Below are 14,468 nucleotides of genomic sequence, written 5' to 3' on the forward strand. Positions count from 1 at the left end.
AATACTTCTTTAACTAAATCTTCTGGACATTCACCAATCAAACTTGCTTGCCTTGCGCGATAATCTTGCATAACGGAGTTGAGCAGTCATAATTACACCTGTCACCGTTTCACCTTCTGGAATGGGAATATAAAACGGATTTTTGCGTTGTGTGGTGCTAATGGGACAGACAAACACAAACCCCATTTTTCGGTTAAATTTAGTTTGACTCACAACCAGTGCAGGTCGAGTACCCATTTGTTCGTGTCCTGCTTGAGGATCGAAATTGAGGCGAATGAAATGACCTCGTTCGGGGATGTAGTTTACCAAACTTCTTCTCCTTCTGGTTTTCCCCAAGAGATTTCTTCGCTGGGTTCTATTTCGCCTGCTAATAGTTCATCTAAGGTGTATTTTGAAATTTTATGATTTATAGGCTCTATGACCATTTTTCCATTTTCTATACTGCAAATTACTGAATCATCTGCTTTCAGGTTGAACAATTTTACAATATAGTCTGGTATTGGCAAAGCTAAGGAATTATCCAAGTTGCTGAGGTGTATTTTTGCTGTCATACATTTGCGATTTTAATGCTCAGGTTTATCTATTATAACAGCTAGATATAAATCGCCTACCAGATTTAGTGTTGTAAATATTTTGAGGGCGATCGCCTTCGGGCAATATCATGACTGCAGGTAGTGTCTAAAAAGTCAAAAAATTGGTTTCAACCGCCGGGTGGGCTATGCAAATACGGCTGCTACGGCTTTCGGCAATGCGGCACAAAATATGCAACTGGATACAAATAATCTTCGCCAGATTCATCAATAACTCGGATATATTGATGTTTCGCAGCGCGAATATCCGGTATCACCTGATAGATTTTTCGCAATTCCAAGGATACTGGATAATCTTGATTGTTAATGCAAACTACAAAATTAGTTTCTAAGTTAAACTTCAACATATTTGCACAAAGTCCTCGGTTCAGGAATAAACGAACCTGCTTGTCGCAACTCTTCCAAGTGCAAGACTATTGCTTCTTTAATTTGCTGTTCTACCTCTTCGAGAGTTGTACCTGTTGCCGCACATCCCGGTAAATCTAGAACGTAAGCAGAATAATTGCTGTTGGCTTTTTTAATCGCAATTGCATAACGCATACTTTCGCGCTGCCGATTTGCGGCTGCGTCTGTCAGCAAAATTGACCCTTCCGCTGTCAATTCCCATCTGTCGCGCGGCGAACCTGTTTCGATATATCGTTTAACAAAGCCATCAGCAGCCAGTTTTTTTAAGACCACCATCATGTCAGGTTCTCGCGGTACATCTCGACGAGAAAGTGCATTCGCGAGTTCGTACCAACTCCACTTTCCTTGACCTTTAGCTACTAATTCCAGCAGCACTAATTCTAGCTGGGTTAATTGAGTTAGGTTTTTCATTAAAAGTCCTCTACGCTTGGATGAAATAAAATACCGAATCCTTCTTTTAATTTATAATCTTCAAGAGTAGCTGTATGAGCATTGTTCCAAAGTTCATAAGCATCGTCGGGGTTTGTTGGCTGTCCCGTTGGATAGCCTAGTTTTTTATACCTCAGATACTCGCGCAACTCGTGAGTATAGAAGCGTAAATCAACAGGCTCAGCAACAAGGGCTTGAGTAGCGATACTTCTTAACCTTTCTACCATTTTTAGCTCAGCTTCACCAACTGGATTAAATCTGCGAACATGAGCTTCAACTAAGGAAACGCCTTTATCAGTAATTTTAACATTTTGATAAGATAAGTTGAGAATTTTTCCGCCCGCTTTTGATGGATTGAAGGGTCTGCCACTTATTGCACCTTTTTTTGTCATTTTATTCAAGTGGCTTTAATTTGTTAATTTATCCATTCCACAATTGCCTCTACTTACGCAGCCAAACTATTAACCAGTCTAACTGTAGGTCGGTCTGCACTTGTGGGCGATCGCAAATAACTTCCAGGTAGTGTCGCAACTGCTACAGTGTTTCCCAACAGATCGAAGAACTCAACGCTATAACCTGTTTCTAGTCCTTCAACGTGATGCTGTTCAACAACCGTACCGATATCGCCGGCATAAAGCCCTTCTTCTGGAAGGTTGAACAGCAAGATCACATCCGAATAAAGTTTATAGTTCATAATTATTCTGCTTCGGGAAATTTTTGCTCGTATTGGGCTAAAATTTCTCGAACTGTTTCGGCCGCGATGTCTGATAGGTCTGATTTAGAATAGATAGTCACCAAAACGATCGAATCGCTAGTTTTGAGGTAATAAATAGCACGGTAGCCAGCACTTTTGCCTTTTTGAATGTCGCTGTTTTTAATTCTGACTTTGAAAATTTCGTACTCCATTCCCGGAATGCGATCGCCCGGAAGTTCCCCCGCTTGAAGTTGTTCGATTACAGGCTGAATGTCGTTGCGAATGTTGCGATAGCGTTTGCCTAAATTTCGCAAGTCTCTTTGAAATCGGGGGGTGAGTTCAATTGCGATCGGTTGCGGATCAGTTGTCATCGATGCCGTCCCACAGTTGAGACAAGGGGAGAGTTTGTCCGGTAATTGCCTCATGGAAGCCTTGCTGAATCCCTTCGATGACTGTCTCAGTGGGGTCATCATCAGGATCGATATCAGTGTTTTGACGAATTTTTTGTTGCAGTTCTTTGAAGCGTCCTTTATAGATATCTTCCCATTTATCGGACTGCAAGAATTTGATAAAAGCTAAGACTTCTTGTTGTTGGTCGGGCGATAAGACCTTCACATTTTCCAAAATGGCTTGTTCGACGGTCATAATTATCTCTTTCCTTTTGATTGCTATTCTACAATCTAGTAACAATATTATATCAAACGGGTGGGGCAACAGCAATTCGAGGGTGAGTTCAATTGCGATCGGTTGTCGATCAATCAAATCGCAAATAACTTCCAGGTAGCGTCGCAACTGCTACAGTGTTTCCCAACAGATCGAAGAACTCAACGCTATAACCTGTTTCTAGTCCTTCACCGTGATGCTGTTCTACAACTGTACCGATATCGCCAGCATAAAGTCCTTCTTCAGGAAGGTTGCAGAGCAAGATGACATCTGAATAAAGTTGATAGTTCATATAGTCCTCTGTTAACTTGTTAATCGGGAATCAACGTAATCAAACGGGGAAAATCTCTACCTCTATATTCCCAAGAAATTTTTGAGGGCGACTTTATACTTATTCTTCAACCGCTTGGAAACCAAACCACCCTGCTGGATCTGTTCCAGAACAGCCACTGAACAAGATCCTTTTGGAATAGGACTACCAGGCGTAATTAATCCAGCTAGTTCAGTAGCATTCATCTCACGAGCAAATTTGTAAGCTATCGCAGACTCACGGATTATAAAGCTTGGCACACCAGAACCTGGTAGGAGAATACAGGCATCTTCAGAATTAGGTCTGCGGCTAGTGACGTTAACGAAGAGATAGCTGCTTTCAGAAGTTTGTGCAATGGCAATATATAGATGTTCGCTGTTGGGAGGTGTATCCAGCAAAAAAGCATCTCCCAAATTAATGATGATGCTAGCCATTCAAAACCTCATCCAGATATGCCTCCCGGATAGCTGACTGCTGAATTTCGGCTATTTTTTCGTCAGTGTTACCCATCAAAACCCCGTCTAGATATGCCTCTCGGATGGCTGAATCCTGAATTTCGGCTATTTCTTCGTCACTCTTACCCACATTTTTTAGAATATCCTCTACAGCAATCGGAATGGCTGAACCGTGCGGATATTTCCATTCTGGAAGGTGATGAGTCCACTCAGCAACCAGAAAAGGATCGAGATGTCCAAAAGCTTGATAAACCTCTTGAATAATTTCCTCCTCCTCTTCACAAAGATCTGCATTCCCCGGATCGTCCAACAGGTAAACCAGATGTTCATTTTTCCTGGCAATGAACTTAGACCAGAGAGGTAAGGCATTATCAATGGGCTTCCCCTTAATCAGGTCATAAACACCACTGAGGACGGGACCATAATCCATAGATACATAACGATCGCCAGTAATCGGTTGCTCTATGCGTTGCAATGAAATACGGTCAGCGATGTAAAGCATCTTCAATAAGCCTAAATATTTCATAGGCTTACCGTGCAGCTTTAAGAGCACTGCTGCTGCTTCAATAGCTTTCTCTGGATGAAACTGAAATTGGATTGGCATAAGCATTTTGGAAGAGTGCTTCACAGTAGTACAACTTCATTATAAACCATAATGATTTGTCAGTCATTTGTCAGCGATCGCGCGGATTCGTTGAGTCGCATAGTCTCTGTGACCATTGAGGTGCGCGATCGCCTCTCCGCGATTGTACAGCGTACCAAATAGGTCGAAAATTCCCAAACCTTGATGTTTGATTTGATACGAAATCGGTTGCCCGGTCGTTACTAAACGCGCCCACTGCTCGCAATTCCAGCCTTGAACACCATAATTCCATTGCTCGTGAAACGCCGGGACAGAAGCAATTAAATTGGTCAGAATTGCAGATCGAGCGAGATAGGGAACTTTCAGGGCATCATGAAAATTATCCCCTAGCTTCTCGATAGCCAAGCGTCCTCGATCTGATGGACTGCCCGATCGCTCCGGCCCCCAACCGATCGCAGACGCATCCGATAGAGCAACGCTGTAATGCCAATGCAAAACGCTATCAAACCGTTGCACTAGGCGACCACATCGACTCGATCGCGGTTGCCAACGTTTAATAATTTCTTCAATGAGCGCATTCTCAGTATTAGTGATATTTTGTAACATTGATAGTTTGTAGTTAATAATTGGTAATCGATCGCTAGTGAGGAATAGGTAATTGCTGATTGATAACAGCCATTACCCATTCCTCATGCTAAACCCTAGCTACCGCCAATTCTGGCGACATCACGAGCGTTTTCTTCAAACGCAGCCGTCAGCGCATCATCACCGCTTAAACCCGATGCGATCGCCCTTTCAATAGCCTGCAACACCCGCTTGTAATCCCGCGGCATCACCTTCACAAACACCGGCACCATCGCATCCCAATTTGCCAAAACCTTCGACGCTTTCGCACTTCCAGTCAAATCAACATGAGTTTGAAGCATCAGCCGCAAATCAGCAATCTCCTCAACATCCTCCAATTTTTCCAAATCCACCATCGACATATTGCAGCGAGTAGCAAAATCCCCCGCCTCATCCAAAATGTAAGCAACACCGCCACTCATACCCGCTGCAAAATTGCGCCCGGTTTCACCCAAAACTACAACCTTGCCGCCAGTCATGTACTCGCAACCGTGATCGCCCACACCCTCAACTACGGCATTCACGCCGGAGTTACGCACCCCAAAACGTTCGCCCGCCATCCCCCGGATGAAAACGTCACCAGCGGTTGCTCCGTAAAGCACCACGTTGCCGACAATCACATTTTCCTCTGCGACAAAGGTAGAAGCTGGCGACGGATACAAGATGATTTTGCCGCCGCTCAGGCCCTTGCCGAGATAGTCGTTGGCCTCGCCTTCGAGCTCTAGGGTGACTCCCTTGGGTACGAATGCGCCAAAGCTTTGTCCCGCGCTACCTTGGAAGTGCAGGTGCACGGTGTCGTCGGGTAAACCTTCCCAGTGGCGTTTGGTGATTTCGTTGCCGAGAATTGTGCCCACAACGCGGTTGATGTTGGTAATCGGCAGTTTGGCGTGCACTTTTTCGCCGTTTTCGATCGCACCTTTGCACAAATCCAACAACACAGTCATATCCATCGACTTGGACAACCCGTGATCCTGCGCCATCTGACAGTAGCGCCCGACATCCGCCCCAACATCCGGCTGGTAAAGGATTTTCGAGAAATCCAAACCCTTGGCCTTCCAATGCGCCACCGCTTGCTGAGGTTCCAAAACATCAGTCCGCCCCACCATTTCATTCAGCGTGCGGAAACCCAACTGCGCCATAATTTCCCGGACTTCCTGGGCGACGAAGGTCATAAAGTTTACCGTGTGATCCGGATCGCCGGTAAAGTTTTTCCGCAGCAGCGGATCTTGGGTTGCAACACCCACCGGGCAAGTGTTCAGGTGACATACGCGCATCATGATGCAGCCCAATGTCACCAGCGGCGCGGTAGCAAAACCGAATTCCTCCGCACCAAGCAAGGCAGCAATTGCTACATCGCGGCCGGTTTTCATTTGTCCGTCGGTTTCGACAACAATCCGGCTGCGGAGATTGTTGAGTACCAAAGTTTGATGAGTTTCGGCCAATCCCAACTCCCAAGGTAATCCCGCGTGTTTGATCGAAGTCTGCGGCGATGCGCCGGTACCGCCGTCGTAGCCGGAGATGAGCACCACATCGGCGTGGGCCTTCGCAACCCCAGCGGCGATCGTCCCGACTCCCACTTCCGACACCAATTTGACGCTAATCCGCGCTTCCCGGTTGGAATTTTTCAAGTCGTGAATCAATTCGGCCAAATCTTCGATCGAATAAATGTCGTGGTGAGGAGGAGGCGAAATCAAACCCACACCAGGAGTCGAATTCCGTACTTTCGCAATCCACGGGTATACTTTTTTACCAGGCAACTGTCCGCCTTCTCCGGGTTTTGCCCCCTGCGCCATCTTGATTTGCAGTTCCTTGGCTTGGGAAAGATACAAGCTGGTAACGCCGAAACGCCCAGAAGCAACTTGTTTGATCGCGCTGTTTTTCGAGTCGCCGCGATCGTTTGTCCAAGTATATCTTTCCGGATCTTCGCCACCTTCACCGGTGTTCGATTTACCACCAATGCGGTTCATCGCTACAGCCAAAGATTCGTGGGCTTCTTGGGAAATTGAACCGTAACTCATCGCCCCAGTTTTGAAGCGTTTGAGAATAGATTCCACGGGTTCGACTTCCTCAATCGGGATTGATTCCCGCTGCTTGAATTGCAACAAACCGCGCAAGGTAAAATGCTGCTGGTTTTGTTCGTTTACCAGGGCAGAATACTTTTGGAAAAGCGGGTAACTTCCTTCGCGAACTGCTTGTTGTAGCGCGTGAATTGTCTGCGGGCTAAACAAGTGGGCTTCACCTTCTTTTCGCCACTGATATTCGCCGCCGACATCGAGAGTATGTCCGCTGCTGGGGCGTTCTGGGAAGGCGTGGGTGTGGCGCAAAATTGCTTCTTGGGCGATAACTTCCAAGTCTACACCTTCAATCCGGGAAGCTGTCCAAGCAAAGTATTTATCGACTACGGATTTGTTCAAGCCAATTGCTTCAAAAATCTGCGCGCCGCGATAACTTTGAATTGTGGAAATCCCGATTTTTGATGCAACTTTGGTCACGCCTTTGGTTGCGGCTTTGATGTAGTTTTTGCAAGCTGTTTTGTAATCGACATTTAGCAGCAAACCTTGTTTGATCGAATCGGCGATCGTCTCGAAGGCCAAATACGGATTAATTGCACCGCAACCGTAGCCGATTAAAGTTGCAAAGTGGTGCACTTCTCGCGGTTCGCCGGATTCGAGAACGAGTCCCGCCCGCGTGCGCGTACCTTGACGGATCAAGTGGTGGTGGAGGCCCGCAACCGCCAGCAGCGCCGGAATTGAGGCTTTGTCGGAATTGATGCCCCGATCGCTCAAAATGATGATATTCACCCCAGAGGCGATCGCGCTATCTGCGGCTGCAAACACATCTTCTAAGGCTTGTTCTAGTCCTTTTACTCCTGTTTTTGGGTCGAACAAAATCGGCAGTGTAGTAGAGCGAAAATTACCTGTATTTACCTGTTTGAGTTTTGCCAATTCTTCATTGCTGAGAATTGGTGTTTTCAGTTCGATTAAATGACAGCTTTCCGGTTCCGGTTTCAGCAAATTGCGTTCGGCGCCGATCGTCGTTTCGGCAGAAGTGACAATTTCTTCGCGGATCGAATCGATCGGCGGATTGGTAACTTGAGCAAACAGTTGCTGGAAGTATTCGTAAAGCAGCTTTGGTCGGTTCGACAAAACAGCTAGCGGCGTATCTGCACCCATTGCACCGATAGCTTCCACGCCGTTTGTGGCCATTGGCGCTAACAGCAACCGCAGTTCTTCAAAGGTGTAGCCAAAGGCCATTTGGCGCTGGATCAATGTTTCGGGGTCGGATTCTGCGACTGCTGGCGCATCTGGGAGTTTGGCAATCTCGACCATGTGCTGGTCAATCCACTGGCGGTACGGGTGTTCTGTGGCGATTTTGGTCTTAATTTCTTCGTCAGAAACGATGCGGCCTTCCTCAGTATTTACTAGGAACAGCCGCCCCGGTTGCAGGCGGCCTTTTGATAGGATTCTTTCTGGGGCGATCGGCAAAACTCCGGCTTCGGATGCCATAATTACTAAGTCGTCTTTGGTGACGCAGTAGCGGGAAGGGCGCAAACCGTTGCGATCGAGCACTGCGCCGATCGATGTACCATCAGTAAATGCGATGGAAGCCGGGCCGTCCCAAGGTTCCATCAAGCAGGAATGGTATTCGTAGAAAGCTTTTTTCTCGTCACTCATGGACTCGTGGGCCGTCCAAGGTTCGGGAATCATCATCATTACGGCGTGGGGTAAAGAACGCCCGGCCAAATATAGCAATTCTAAAGCGTTGTCAAAGATTGTCGAGTCGCTACCTTCGATGTTGATTAAGTTCGGGATTTTCTTTAAATCGTCTCCGAACAACTCCGACTCGAACAAGGATTGCCGCGCGTGCATCCAGTTGATGTTGCCGCGCATGGTGTTGATTTCGCCGTTGTGGGCGATGTAGCGATAAGGGTGCGATCGTTCCCAACTCGGAAAAGTATTGGTGCTGAAGCGCGAGTGAACTAGGGCTAGAGCGCTTTCCATGTCGGGGTCGTGGAGGTCGGGATAGTAATCTCCCACTTGCACCGGCATTAACATTCCTTTGTAGACGATCGTCCGGCAGGAGAGTGTGGAATTATACCAATAGGGGTCTACTTCCGTCCTGCGGATGGCGTTGTGAGCGCGTTTGCGGATGACGTACAGTTTCCGCTCGAAGGCAGCCTCGTCTATACCTGCGGCGCGCCGGAGGAACACTTGCTGCATGAAGGGTTCGCTAGATTTGGCGGTGTCGCCGAGGGACGAGTTGTCTGTGGGAACTTCGCGCCAGCCGAGCACTTCTTGGCCTTCTTCTGCCGCGATTTCCTCAAAGATGCGCTGGCCGTTTTCGCGTTCCGTCTGATTTGGCGATGAGTAAATCGCGCCAACTCCGTACTCGCCGGCTTCTGGAAGTTGGATGTTGAGGGCCGCCGTTACTTTTTTCATGAATTTGTGCGGCACTTGCATCAAAATTCCCGCTCCGTCTCCGGTGTTGGGTTCGCAGCCGCAGGCCCCCCGGTGGTCGAGGTTCAGCAGGATTGTTAGTCCCTGTTCGACGATTTCGTGGGATTTGTTTCCTTTCATGTGTACGATGAACCCGACTCCGCAAGCATCGTGCTCGAACTGCGGATCGTAAAGGCCTTGTTTTGCTGGCAGTCCGTTGCTATTCATTTGGATAAGTCTCTCAAAGTGATCAAAAAATTGCGATCTAGAGCAGAGCGCGGGATGACGATCGATCTAGTATGATGTATTATATATAGATTTACTGTATTGGGTAGATGCAGGAAAAAATTATTGCTGGTGCGATCGATCGTGCAAAAATATTTATAACCGATGAGTTAAGTGTTAGGAACTCCGGGCTAAATATTTATGCTGAAAAAATATCTAATTATTAGCGCGTCTAGATTGGAATGATTTAACCGCAGAGAACGCAGAGAACGCAGAGTCAGAGAAGAGAGAGAAATAATTAGGATGTCAACTGAAATCTTGCATCATTGTCAAAATAGCATTCAACGTATTCAGGAAACATTTTCATGAACGGGCAAAAAATACTCCTAGATCCGGTTTTACCGACAGAAGCAGAAACAATTGCTATCAAGTTGTTGGATAAAATGCTATCCCTCAAGATAGAAAATGGTGATTCTGAGACATTAAAAGTAAAACTTGTGGAAGTGGGCGGGGAAGAAATCGCACTTCCTGAATCTCTCTATCAATTGTTGTGTCAAGCCACACATTTAATGGCGGCTGGTAAAGCAGTATCTTTAGGGCCGATTGAGCAAGATATGACTGTTGAAGCAACTGCTAGTTTGCTGAATGTGTCGCCAGAATTTGTGGTCAAATTACTAGATGACGGGGAAATTACCTATGGAAAATTAGGAAACCAGCGGCGGATTAGTTTGGCAAGTGCGATCGCATACAAACAGCAGCGTAGTGTTAAGCGCCGTGAAATTCTCAAGGAATTAGCTGAGTTTAGCCAGGAAGAGGAATTGCATGAGACCAGAGTATACAGCTAGCAGGTTGATTCCTTATCGTGTTGTTTTGGATTCCTGCGTGATATTTCCTATGCACTTGCGCGATACGCTATTTCGTGCTGCGGAGATTGGGTTGTATGATTTATATTGGTCGCAAGAAATTTGAGACGGTGCAACTCGCAATCTTGTTAATACTGGAAGGATGAAAAGTGAGAGGGTGGCGCGTTTTGAGGCTGCACTTAAGGCAGCTTTTTCTAATGCAATGGTTGAAGTTCCAGAGAATTTGATTCAACAGATGACTAACGATCCAGGGGATCGCCATGTCTCTGCGGCTGCGGTAGTTGCTAAAGCTCAAGTTATTGTTACATCCAACCTGAGAGATTTTCCACGAGAGTCTTTAAATCCTTGGGGAATTACAGCTATGCACCCCGATGTTTTTCTGAATCGTCTTTATGAGGTTGCACCGGATTTGATGGCTAATGTAGTCAGCAAACAAGTTGAGGATTTGAAAAATCTACCCCTGACTGTTGATGAATTACTTGTCAGGTTGAGGGGAGAACTTCCGGTTTTTTCAGATAAGATTCAACGCTATTATGAGAATATTTCGTAGGTTGTAGTTAAGGGCGATCGCTATGCACAAAAATTCCCACAGTTCGATATTGCGGTCATTGTTCTGTAAGCACCATCCCATCGCTTGGCAGATTTGAAGCCTTTAGATCCAAAAGTTTTAGCCATTTTAGCAATGGCAACCAGAGAACAAGTTATGATTGTCAGTGCACAGCTTTAAGCAATACATTCTATGCAATTTTTCCCAACCGCTGAATAAGCTGATTATTAAAATGAATGGCGATGGTGACAATGCCATTACCGAAGTTACCTATAAACCCGCAGAACAACGAGTTTACATTAACAAAGTCCGCTATTTTGAAGGCATCGTATCCGAAGTTTGGGAGTTTAAAATTGGCGGTTATCAGGTGTGGGAAAAATGGCTCAAAGACCGCAAAAAAGCCAAATGCACTTTATCTTTTGATGATGTGCTGCACTATCAAAAGGTGGTGGTGGCGCTCAAAGAAACTATGCAACTGATGATAGAAATAGAGCGACTGATTCCTGGTTTTCCGATAGAGTAAAGTTCAGGACTTACTGACTCAGACAAAGAAACTGGCTTTTGATCGAATCTGTGCACAGTAACGAAGTTTTTTTGTAAAAAACCCGGTTTCTGGGGCCATGCGTAAGTCCTATTACGTTATAATTGAGCTAGAATATTCTATCTGTAAAAATGGGATAGTAAACTATGATATTCACCGAATTAAAAATCGATCTAGCCTCCTTAAATTCAGCCGATAAAGCAGCCGCTATAGAAATTTTACTTCAAACTTTAGCCAACGGTTCTCTAGGCATTAAAAAGACTCCCGGCGTGTGTGGCGGCGATGCTTGTGTTGGCAATACTCGCATACAAGTTTGGGTACTTGTGGGTTATCGCCGTCTCGGATGCAGCGATGCTGAACTTTTTAAGTGCTATCCCCATTTGACTGCTGCTGATTTAGTCAATGCTTGGGCTTATGCTGATGCTTACCCAGACGAAATTGAACTAGCAATTAAAGAAAATGAGGAAGCCTAAAACATGGCACGAATTTATGCAGACGAACAGTATCCGTTGCCAGTAGTTGAGTTTCTGCGACCTTTAGATCACGATGTTTTAACAGTTCAAGAAGCCGGAAACGCAGGATTAGGAATTCCTGATGAGGATGTATTGGCTTTTGTAGCGAGTAATGAGCGAGCAGTTTTGACTCTCAATCGAGGGGATTTTATTCGACTGCATCGATCGCAACCCGACCATGCTGGTATTATTATTTGTACTCAAGATAGCAACTGGGAAAGACAAGCGACGCGAATTAATGATGCTATTTCTACCCTGGATACTTTGAACGGTAAATTGATTCGAGTTAACCGTCCTTCGATGTAAAAAAAACCGTAGCTTACGGGGCCTGGGCGCGATCGCCCTTGTTAAATCTACAGCAATTGTGAGATTCTGTACGTAGCCTTGACTGCGTGACTAATCACAATTACGTTGAAATGCGTAAGTTCTGTGAAGAGTTGATGTAGATTGGTAAATTCGATCGCATACCGGGTGACAGTAGCTAGGGTAATTTTGCTATGGTTGTTAAGGCAGGTCGATCGGGCTGATAAGATTTCTCGGTAAAAATGTACAGTTCGCTAACTCGTCCGCGCGGGTGGGCTGCGATTTTAACAACAAATTAGCTGCCCTCAAAACCCAACGTCGTTTACCAAAGGATTCAGCAAGCAATCCTCAAGGAGTGAAAATCATGGTTCAAACTCAAGAAATTTCTCAAATATCTACTCTGCTGGCATCAGCAGCATCCAACGGAATAGCCGCTACAGAATTGCGCCCTTGGGGCTCGTTTACCACCCTAGAAGAAGGCCCTGGATATAAAATTAAGCGAATCGAAGTTAAACCCGGACACCGCCTCAGCCTGCAAATGCACCACCACCGCAGCGAACACTGGATCGTAGTTTGCGGTACCGCAAAAGTTACCTGCGGCGAAACAGAACAAGTTTTGTTTACAAATCAATCTACCTACGTTCCTCAGTGCATTTCTCACCGTTTGGAAAATCCAGGAGTTATCCCCCTGATTTTAATTGAAGTGCAGAATGGCGAATATCTCGGAGAAGATGATATTATCCGCTTTCAAGACGATTACGCCCGCACCGAAAAGGCCAAGTAATTTACTCTCAGTAAGGTGCGCATTGCGCACCCGAAAATCTCCTGGTAAGGTGCGCATTGCGCACCCTACATTTCAATTACCAATTACAAATTACCAATCATGATTCATCTGAGCCCAACAGCAGCCACAGAAGTAAAGCGCCTCAAGTCAAAACATCCAAACCCCAATGCTTTATTTCGTCTGGGCGTAGAACCGATCGGCTGCTCCGGTTTATCCTATACAATGGCATTTGACGATGCCGCAGACCCAGAAGACACTGTATGCGAGTCCGAGGGAATTCAAGTAGCGATCGACCCCCAGCACTTAAAATATCTCAATCAACTAACCTTAGATTATTCAGAAGACTTGATGGGCGGAGGTTTCCGGTTCCACAATCCCAATGCAGCCCAAAGCTGTAGCTGCGGCAACTCCTTTTCTGCAAAAGAATAATCAAACAGCAGTCAGTCGCAGATAATTCTTCAATCTCCAAGAAACCCCCAGCATTCACGACCAAATTTTCTTAAAATCATCTCCGTTTATCCCCGTTACATCTGCTGAAAATCTGCGATTTTCAGAGTAAAATATCGCTCCAATATATCATCTCAAATCTAACAGAGATTAACGTAACGCGCCTGAAAAGAATCAGGAAAAATTAATATTATGATGACAGTCAAAGACTTAGAAAAAGTTCAAAAAACCTTCAAAGAAGCCGATCAAGATTACCAATTAGAATTAGAAAACGGGAAGATTATCATTGTGGGCCCATCAGATATTGTATCTAGCGAAATAGGTGTACTTTTCATTTGGCTGCTCGCCAATTGGGTTTATCCCCGCCGTTTGGGGTGAATTTTTGACTCCGCAGGCGGCTTTATTTTACCGGATGCTAACCTCACAGCACCCGATGTTTCTTTTGTGCGGGCCGCGCGTCTGAGGGAAAGTCCCCGTTATTTCGGAGAATTAGTCCCAGACTTGGTAGTAGAAATTAAATCACAGAGCGATCGCATTAAACCGCTAGAAAAAAAGCTCCTGAATTTTATCCAACTAGGAGCGCAAGTAGGAATTTTGATCGATCCAGACGAACAAACTGTTACAGTTTACCGTCAGGAATGCGAACCAATTGTATTGGGAAACGAAGATGTTTTAACAGTAGCCGAACTTTTTTCCGGTTGGGAATTGCCAATTTGTCAACTGTGGCCGCCAATTTTTACTGAAGCAGAAACTCAAGCATAATTTTGCATTTTAATATAAGTAATTTGAACGAACCGCGAAGACGCAAAGGACGCGAAAGAAGAGAATAGAAATTCTTTGTTAGCAAATTTGGGAGAAGCGCTAGAAAAAAACTGCGGCCACAGCATCAAAGCTTCCTATCTTTCCGCCTTTCATATTGCTAAAAAAATCTAACGCTTTTTCTCTTTTCTTCCTTCGCGTCCTTTGCGTCTTCGCGGTTTATAAAAAAAATCAAAATCCCGCCAAAATTTCTATATACAATTAACACGCCAAACGGTACAATTTGAGGTTAATTTAA

General features: G+C 45.5%; 20 protein-coding genes and 1 pseudogene. 8 read left to right on the forward strand and 13 right to left on the reverse strand.

What is annotated here, in order from left to right; all coding sequences use genetic code 11:
• Window positions 1–30: 30 nt before the first annotated feature.
• From QUA01_RS14790 to gltB, 13 genes are all read right to left on the reverse strand, one after another.
• Complete coding sequence (locus tag QUA01_RS14790; RefSeq protein WP_228049973.1) at window positions 31–309, reverse strand: type II toxin-antitoxin system PemK/MazF family toxin; 279 nt, start codon at window positions 307–309, stop codon at window positions 31–33.
• Window positions 303–551 carry an AbrB/MazE/SpoVT family DNA-binding domain-containing protein gene (locus QUA01_RS14795; RefSeq protein ID WP_194067518.1) on the reverse strand — a complete coding sequence of 83 codons (249 nt, stop codon included), beginning with the start codon at window positions 549–551 and terminating at the stop codon, window positions 303–305. The genes QUA01_RS14790 and QUA01_RS14795 overlap by 7 nt, the downstream gene beginning before the upstream one ends.
• A gap of 182 nt (window positions 552–733) precedes the next feature.
• Window positions 734–937: a hypothetical protein gene (locus QUA01_RS14800; protein ID WP_194067517.1), complete on the reverse strand. Its 204-nt coding sequence runs from the start codon at window positions 935–937 to the stop codon at window positions 734–736.
• Window positions 924–1,406 carry a type II toxin-antitoxin system HicB family antitoxin gene (locus QUA01_RS14805; protein WP_333090360.1) on the reverse strand — a complete coding sequence of 161 codons (483 nt, stop codon included), beginning with the start codon at window positions 1,404–1,406 and terminating at the stop codon, window positions 924–926. The genes QUA01_RS14800 and QUA01_RS14805 overlap by 14 nt, the downstream gene beginning before the upstream one ends.
• A complete protein-coding gene (locus tag QUA01_RS14810) occupies window positions 1,406–1,816 on the reverse strand; it encodes a hypothetical protein (RefSeq protein WP_194067516.1) in 411 nt (136 codons plus the stop codon). Before QUA01_RS14810 ends, QUA01_RS14805 begins: the two co-directional genes overlap by 1 nt.
• A gap of 53 nt (window positions 1,817–1,869) precedes the next feature.
• Window positions 1,870–2,118 (reverse strand): DUF4926 domain-containing protein, encoded by a 249-nt coding sequence (locus tag QUA01_RS14815; protein ID WP_333090362.1) that lies wholly within the window; start codon window positions 2,116–2,118, stop codon window positions 1,870–1,872.
• 2 nt (window positions 2,119–2,120) lie between these two features.
• Window positions 2,121–2,489, reverse strand: coding sequence for a type II toxin-antitoxin system RelE family toxin (locus QUA01_RS14820; protein ID WP_333090364.1), 369 nt, complete (start codon window positions 2,487–2,489; stop codon window positions 2,121–2,123).
• Window positions 2,479–2,763 (reverse strand): DUF2281 domain-containing protein, encoded by a 285-nt coding sequence (locus QUA01_RS14825; protein WP_228049972.1) that lies wholly within the window; start codon window positions 2,761–2,763, stop codon window positions 2,479–2,481. The genes QUA01_RS14820 and QUA01_RS14825 overlap by 11 nt, the downstream gene beginning before the upstream one ends.
• Window positions 2,764–2,872: 109 nt before the next feature.
• Window positions 2,873–3,073, reverse strand: a complete 201-nt coding sequence (locus tag QUA01_RS14830; RefSeq protein ID WP_333090366.1) for a DUF4926 domain-containing protein — start codon at window positions 3,071–3,073, stop codon at window positions 2,873–2,875.
• Window positions 3,074–3,135: 62 nt separating this feature from the next.
• Complete coding sequence (locus QUA01_RS14835) at window positions 3,136–3,525, reverse strand: hypothetical protein (RefSeq protein WP_333090368.1); 390 nt, start codon at window positions 3,523–3,525, stop codon at window positions 3,136–3,138.
• Window positions 3,518–4,150: a Panacea domain-containing protein gene (locus QUA01_RS14840; RefSeq protein ID WP_333090371.1), complete on the reverse strand. Its 633-nt coding sequence runs from the start codon at window positions 4,148–4,150 to the stop codon at window positions 3,518–3,520. The genes QUA01_RS14835 and QUA01_RS14840 overlap by 8 nt, the downstream gene beginning before the upstream one ends.
• 63 nt (window positions 4,151–4,213) lie before the next feature.
• Window positions 4,214–4,735: a hypothetical protein gene (locus tag QUA01_RS14845; protein WP_333090373.1), complete on the reverse strand. Its 522-nt coding sequence runs from the start codon at window positions 4,733–4,735 to the stop codon at window positions 4,214–4,216.
• 95 nt (window positions 4,736–4,830) lie between these two features.
• Window positions 4,831–9,417: a glutamate synthase large subunit gene (gene gltB / locus QUA01_RS14850; RefSeq protein WP_333090376.1), complete on the reverse strand. Its 4,587-nt coding sequence runs from the start codon at window positions 9,415–9,417 to the stop codon at window positions 4,831–4,833.
• Window positions 9,418–9,779: 362 nt separating this feature from the next.
• Between gltB and QUA01_RS14855 the strand changes: the two genes are divergently transcribed.
• From QUA01_RS14855 to QUA01_RS14890, 8 genes and pseudogenes are all read left to right on the forward strand, one after another.
• Entirely contained in the window at window positions 9,780–10,259 is a 480-nt protein-coding gene (locus QUA01_RS14855) for a helix-turn-helix domain-containing protein (RefSeq protein ID WP_333090377.1), read from the forward strand.
• 160 nt (window positions 10,260–10,419) lie between these two features.
• Window positions 10,420–10,827 carry a PIN domain-containing protein gene (locus tag QUA01_RS14860; RefSeq protein ID WP_333090378.1) on the forward strand — a complete coding sequence of 136 codons (408 nt, stop codon included), beginning with the start codon at window positions 10,420–10,422 and terminating at the stop codon, window positions 10,825–10,827.
• A 163-nt stretch (window positions 10,828–10,990) separates the two neighbouring features.
• Window positions 10,991–11,347: a type ISP restriction/modification enzyme gene (locus QUA01_RS14865; RefSeq protein WP_333207982.1), complete on the forward strand. Its 357-nt coding sequence runs from the start codon at window positions 10,991–10,993 to the stop codon at window positions 11,345–11,347.
• Window positions 11,348–11,511: 164 nt separating this feature from the next.
• Window positions 11,512–11,838 (forward strand): DUF433 domain-containing protein, encoded by a 327-nt coding sequence (locus QUA01_RS14870; RefSeq protein WP_333090383.1) that lies wholly within the window; start codon window positions 11,512–11,514, stop codon window positions 11,836–11,838.
• Between the two features lie 3 nt (window positions 11,839–11,841).
• On the forward strand, window positions 11,842–12,183 hold the full coding sequence (locus tag QUA01_RS14875) for a DUF5615 family PIN-like protein (RefSeq protein ID WP_333090385.1): 342 nt from the start codon (window positions 11,842–11,844) through the stop codon (window positions 12,181–12,183).
• A gap of 361 nt (window positions 12,184–12,544) precedes the next feature.
• Window positions 12,545–12,964 (forward strand): phosphomannose isomerase type II C-terminal cupin domain, encoded by a 420-nt coding sequence (locus QUA01_RS14880; RefSeq protein WP_194012284.1) that lies wholly within the window; start codon window positions 12,545–12,547, stop codon window positions 12,962–12,964.
• Between the two features lie 99 nt (window positions 12,965–13,063).
• Complete coding sequence (locus tag QUA01_RS14885; RefSeq protein ID WP_333090386.1) at window positions 13,064–13,393, forward strand: HesB/IscA family protein; 330 nt, start codon at window positions 13,064–13,066, stop codon at window positions 13,391–13,393.
• 213 nt (window positions 13,394–13,606) lie between these two features.
• A pseudogene (locus tag QUA01_RS14890) lies at window positions 13,607–14,173 on the forward strand (Uma2 family endonuclease).
• Window positions 14,174–14,468: the final 295 nt, after the last annotated feature.

It is taken from the genome of Microcoleus sp. S36a_B3, assembly GCF_036700745.1.
Classification (GTDB): Bacteria; Cyanobacteriota; Cyanobacteriia; order Cyanobacteriales; family Microcoleaceae; genus Microcoleus.

Excerpts from the sequence above, each read along its gene's own strand:
- QUA01_RS14795 (WP_194067518.1), bottom strand. The coding sequence starts at position 551 with ATGACAGCAAAAATACACCTCAGCAACTTGGATAATTCCTTAGCTTTG.
- QUA01_RS14800 (WP_194067517.1), bottom strand. The coding sequence starts at position 937 with ATGTTGAAGTTTAACTTAGAAACTAATTTTGTAGTTTGCATTAACAAT.
- QUA01_RS14805 (WP_333090360.1), bottom strand. The coding sequence starts at position 1,406 with ATGAAAAACCTAACTCAATTAACCCAGCTAGAATTAGTGCTGCTGGAA.
- QUA01_RS14810 (WP_194067516.1), bottom strand. The coding sequence starts at position 1,816 with ATGACAAAAAAAGGTGCAATAAGTGGCAGACCCTTCAATCCATCAAAA.
- QUA01_RS14815 (WP_333090362.1), bottom strand. The coding sequence starts at position 2,118 with ATGAACTATAAACTTTATTCGGATGTGATCTTGCTGTTCAACCTTCCA.
- QUA01_RS14820 (WP_333090364.1), bottom strand. The coding sequence starts at position 2,489 with ATGACAACTGATCCGCAACCGATCGCAATTGAACTCACCCCCCGATTT.
- QUA01_RS14825 (WP_228049972.1), bottom strand. The coding sequence starts at position 2,763 with ATGACCGTCGAACAAGCCATTTTGGAAAATGTGAAGGTCTTATCGCCC.
- QUA01_RS14830 (WP_333090366.1), bottom strand. The coding sequence starts at position 3,073 with ATGAACTATCAACTTTATTCAGATGTCATCTTGCTCTGCAACCTTCCT.
- QUA01_RS14835 (WP_333090368.1), bottom strand. The coding sequence starts at position 3,525 with ATGGCTAGCATCATCATTAATTTGGGAGATGCTTTTTTGCTGGATACA.
- QUA01_RS14840 (WP_333090371.1), bottom strand. The coding sequence starts at position 4,150 with ATGCCAATCCAATTTCAGTTTCATCCAGAGAAAGCTATTGAAGCAGCA.
- QUA01_RS14845 (WP_333090373.1), bottom strand. The coding sequence starts at position 4,735 with ATGTTACAAAATATCACTAATACTGAGAATGCGCTCATTGAAGAAATT.
- gltB (WP_333090376.1), bottom strand. The coding sequence starts at position 9,417 with ATGAATAGCAACGGACTGCCAGCAAAACAAGGCCTTTACGATCCGCAG.
- QUA01_RS14855 (WP_333090377.1), top strand. The coding sequence starts at position 9,780 with ATGAACGGGCAAAAAATACTCCTAGATCCGGTTTTACCGACAGAAGCA.
- QUA01_RS14860 (WP_333090378.1), top strand. The coding sequence starts at position 10,420 with ATGAAAAGTGAGAGGGTGGCGCGTTTTGAGGCTGCACTTAAGGCAGCT.
- QUA01_RS14870 (WP_333090383.1), top strand. The coding sequence starts at position 11,512 with ATGATATTCACCGAATTAAAAATCGATCTAGCCTCCTTAAATTCAGCC.
- QUA01_RS14875 (WP_333090385.1), top strand. The coding sequence starts at position 11,842 with ATGGCACGAATTTATGCAGACGAACAGTATCCGTTGCCAGTAGTTGAG.
- QUA01_RS14880 (WP_194012284.1), top strand. The coding sequence starts at position 12,545 with ATGGTTCAAACTCAAGAAATTTCTCAAATATCTACTCTGCTGGCATCA.
- QUA01_RS14885 (WP_333090386.1), top strand. The coding sequence starts at position 13,064 with ATGATTCATCTGAGCCCAACAGCAGCCACAGAAGTAAAGCGCCTCAAG.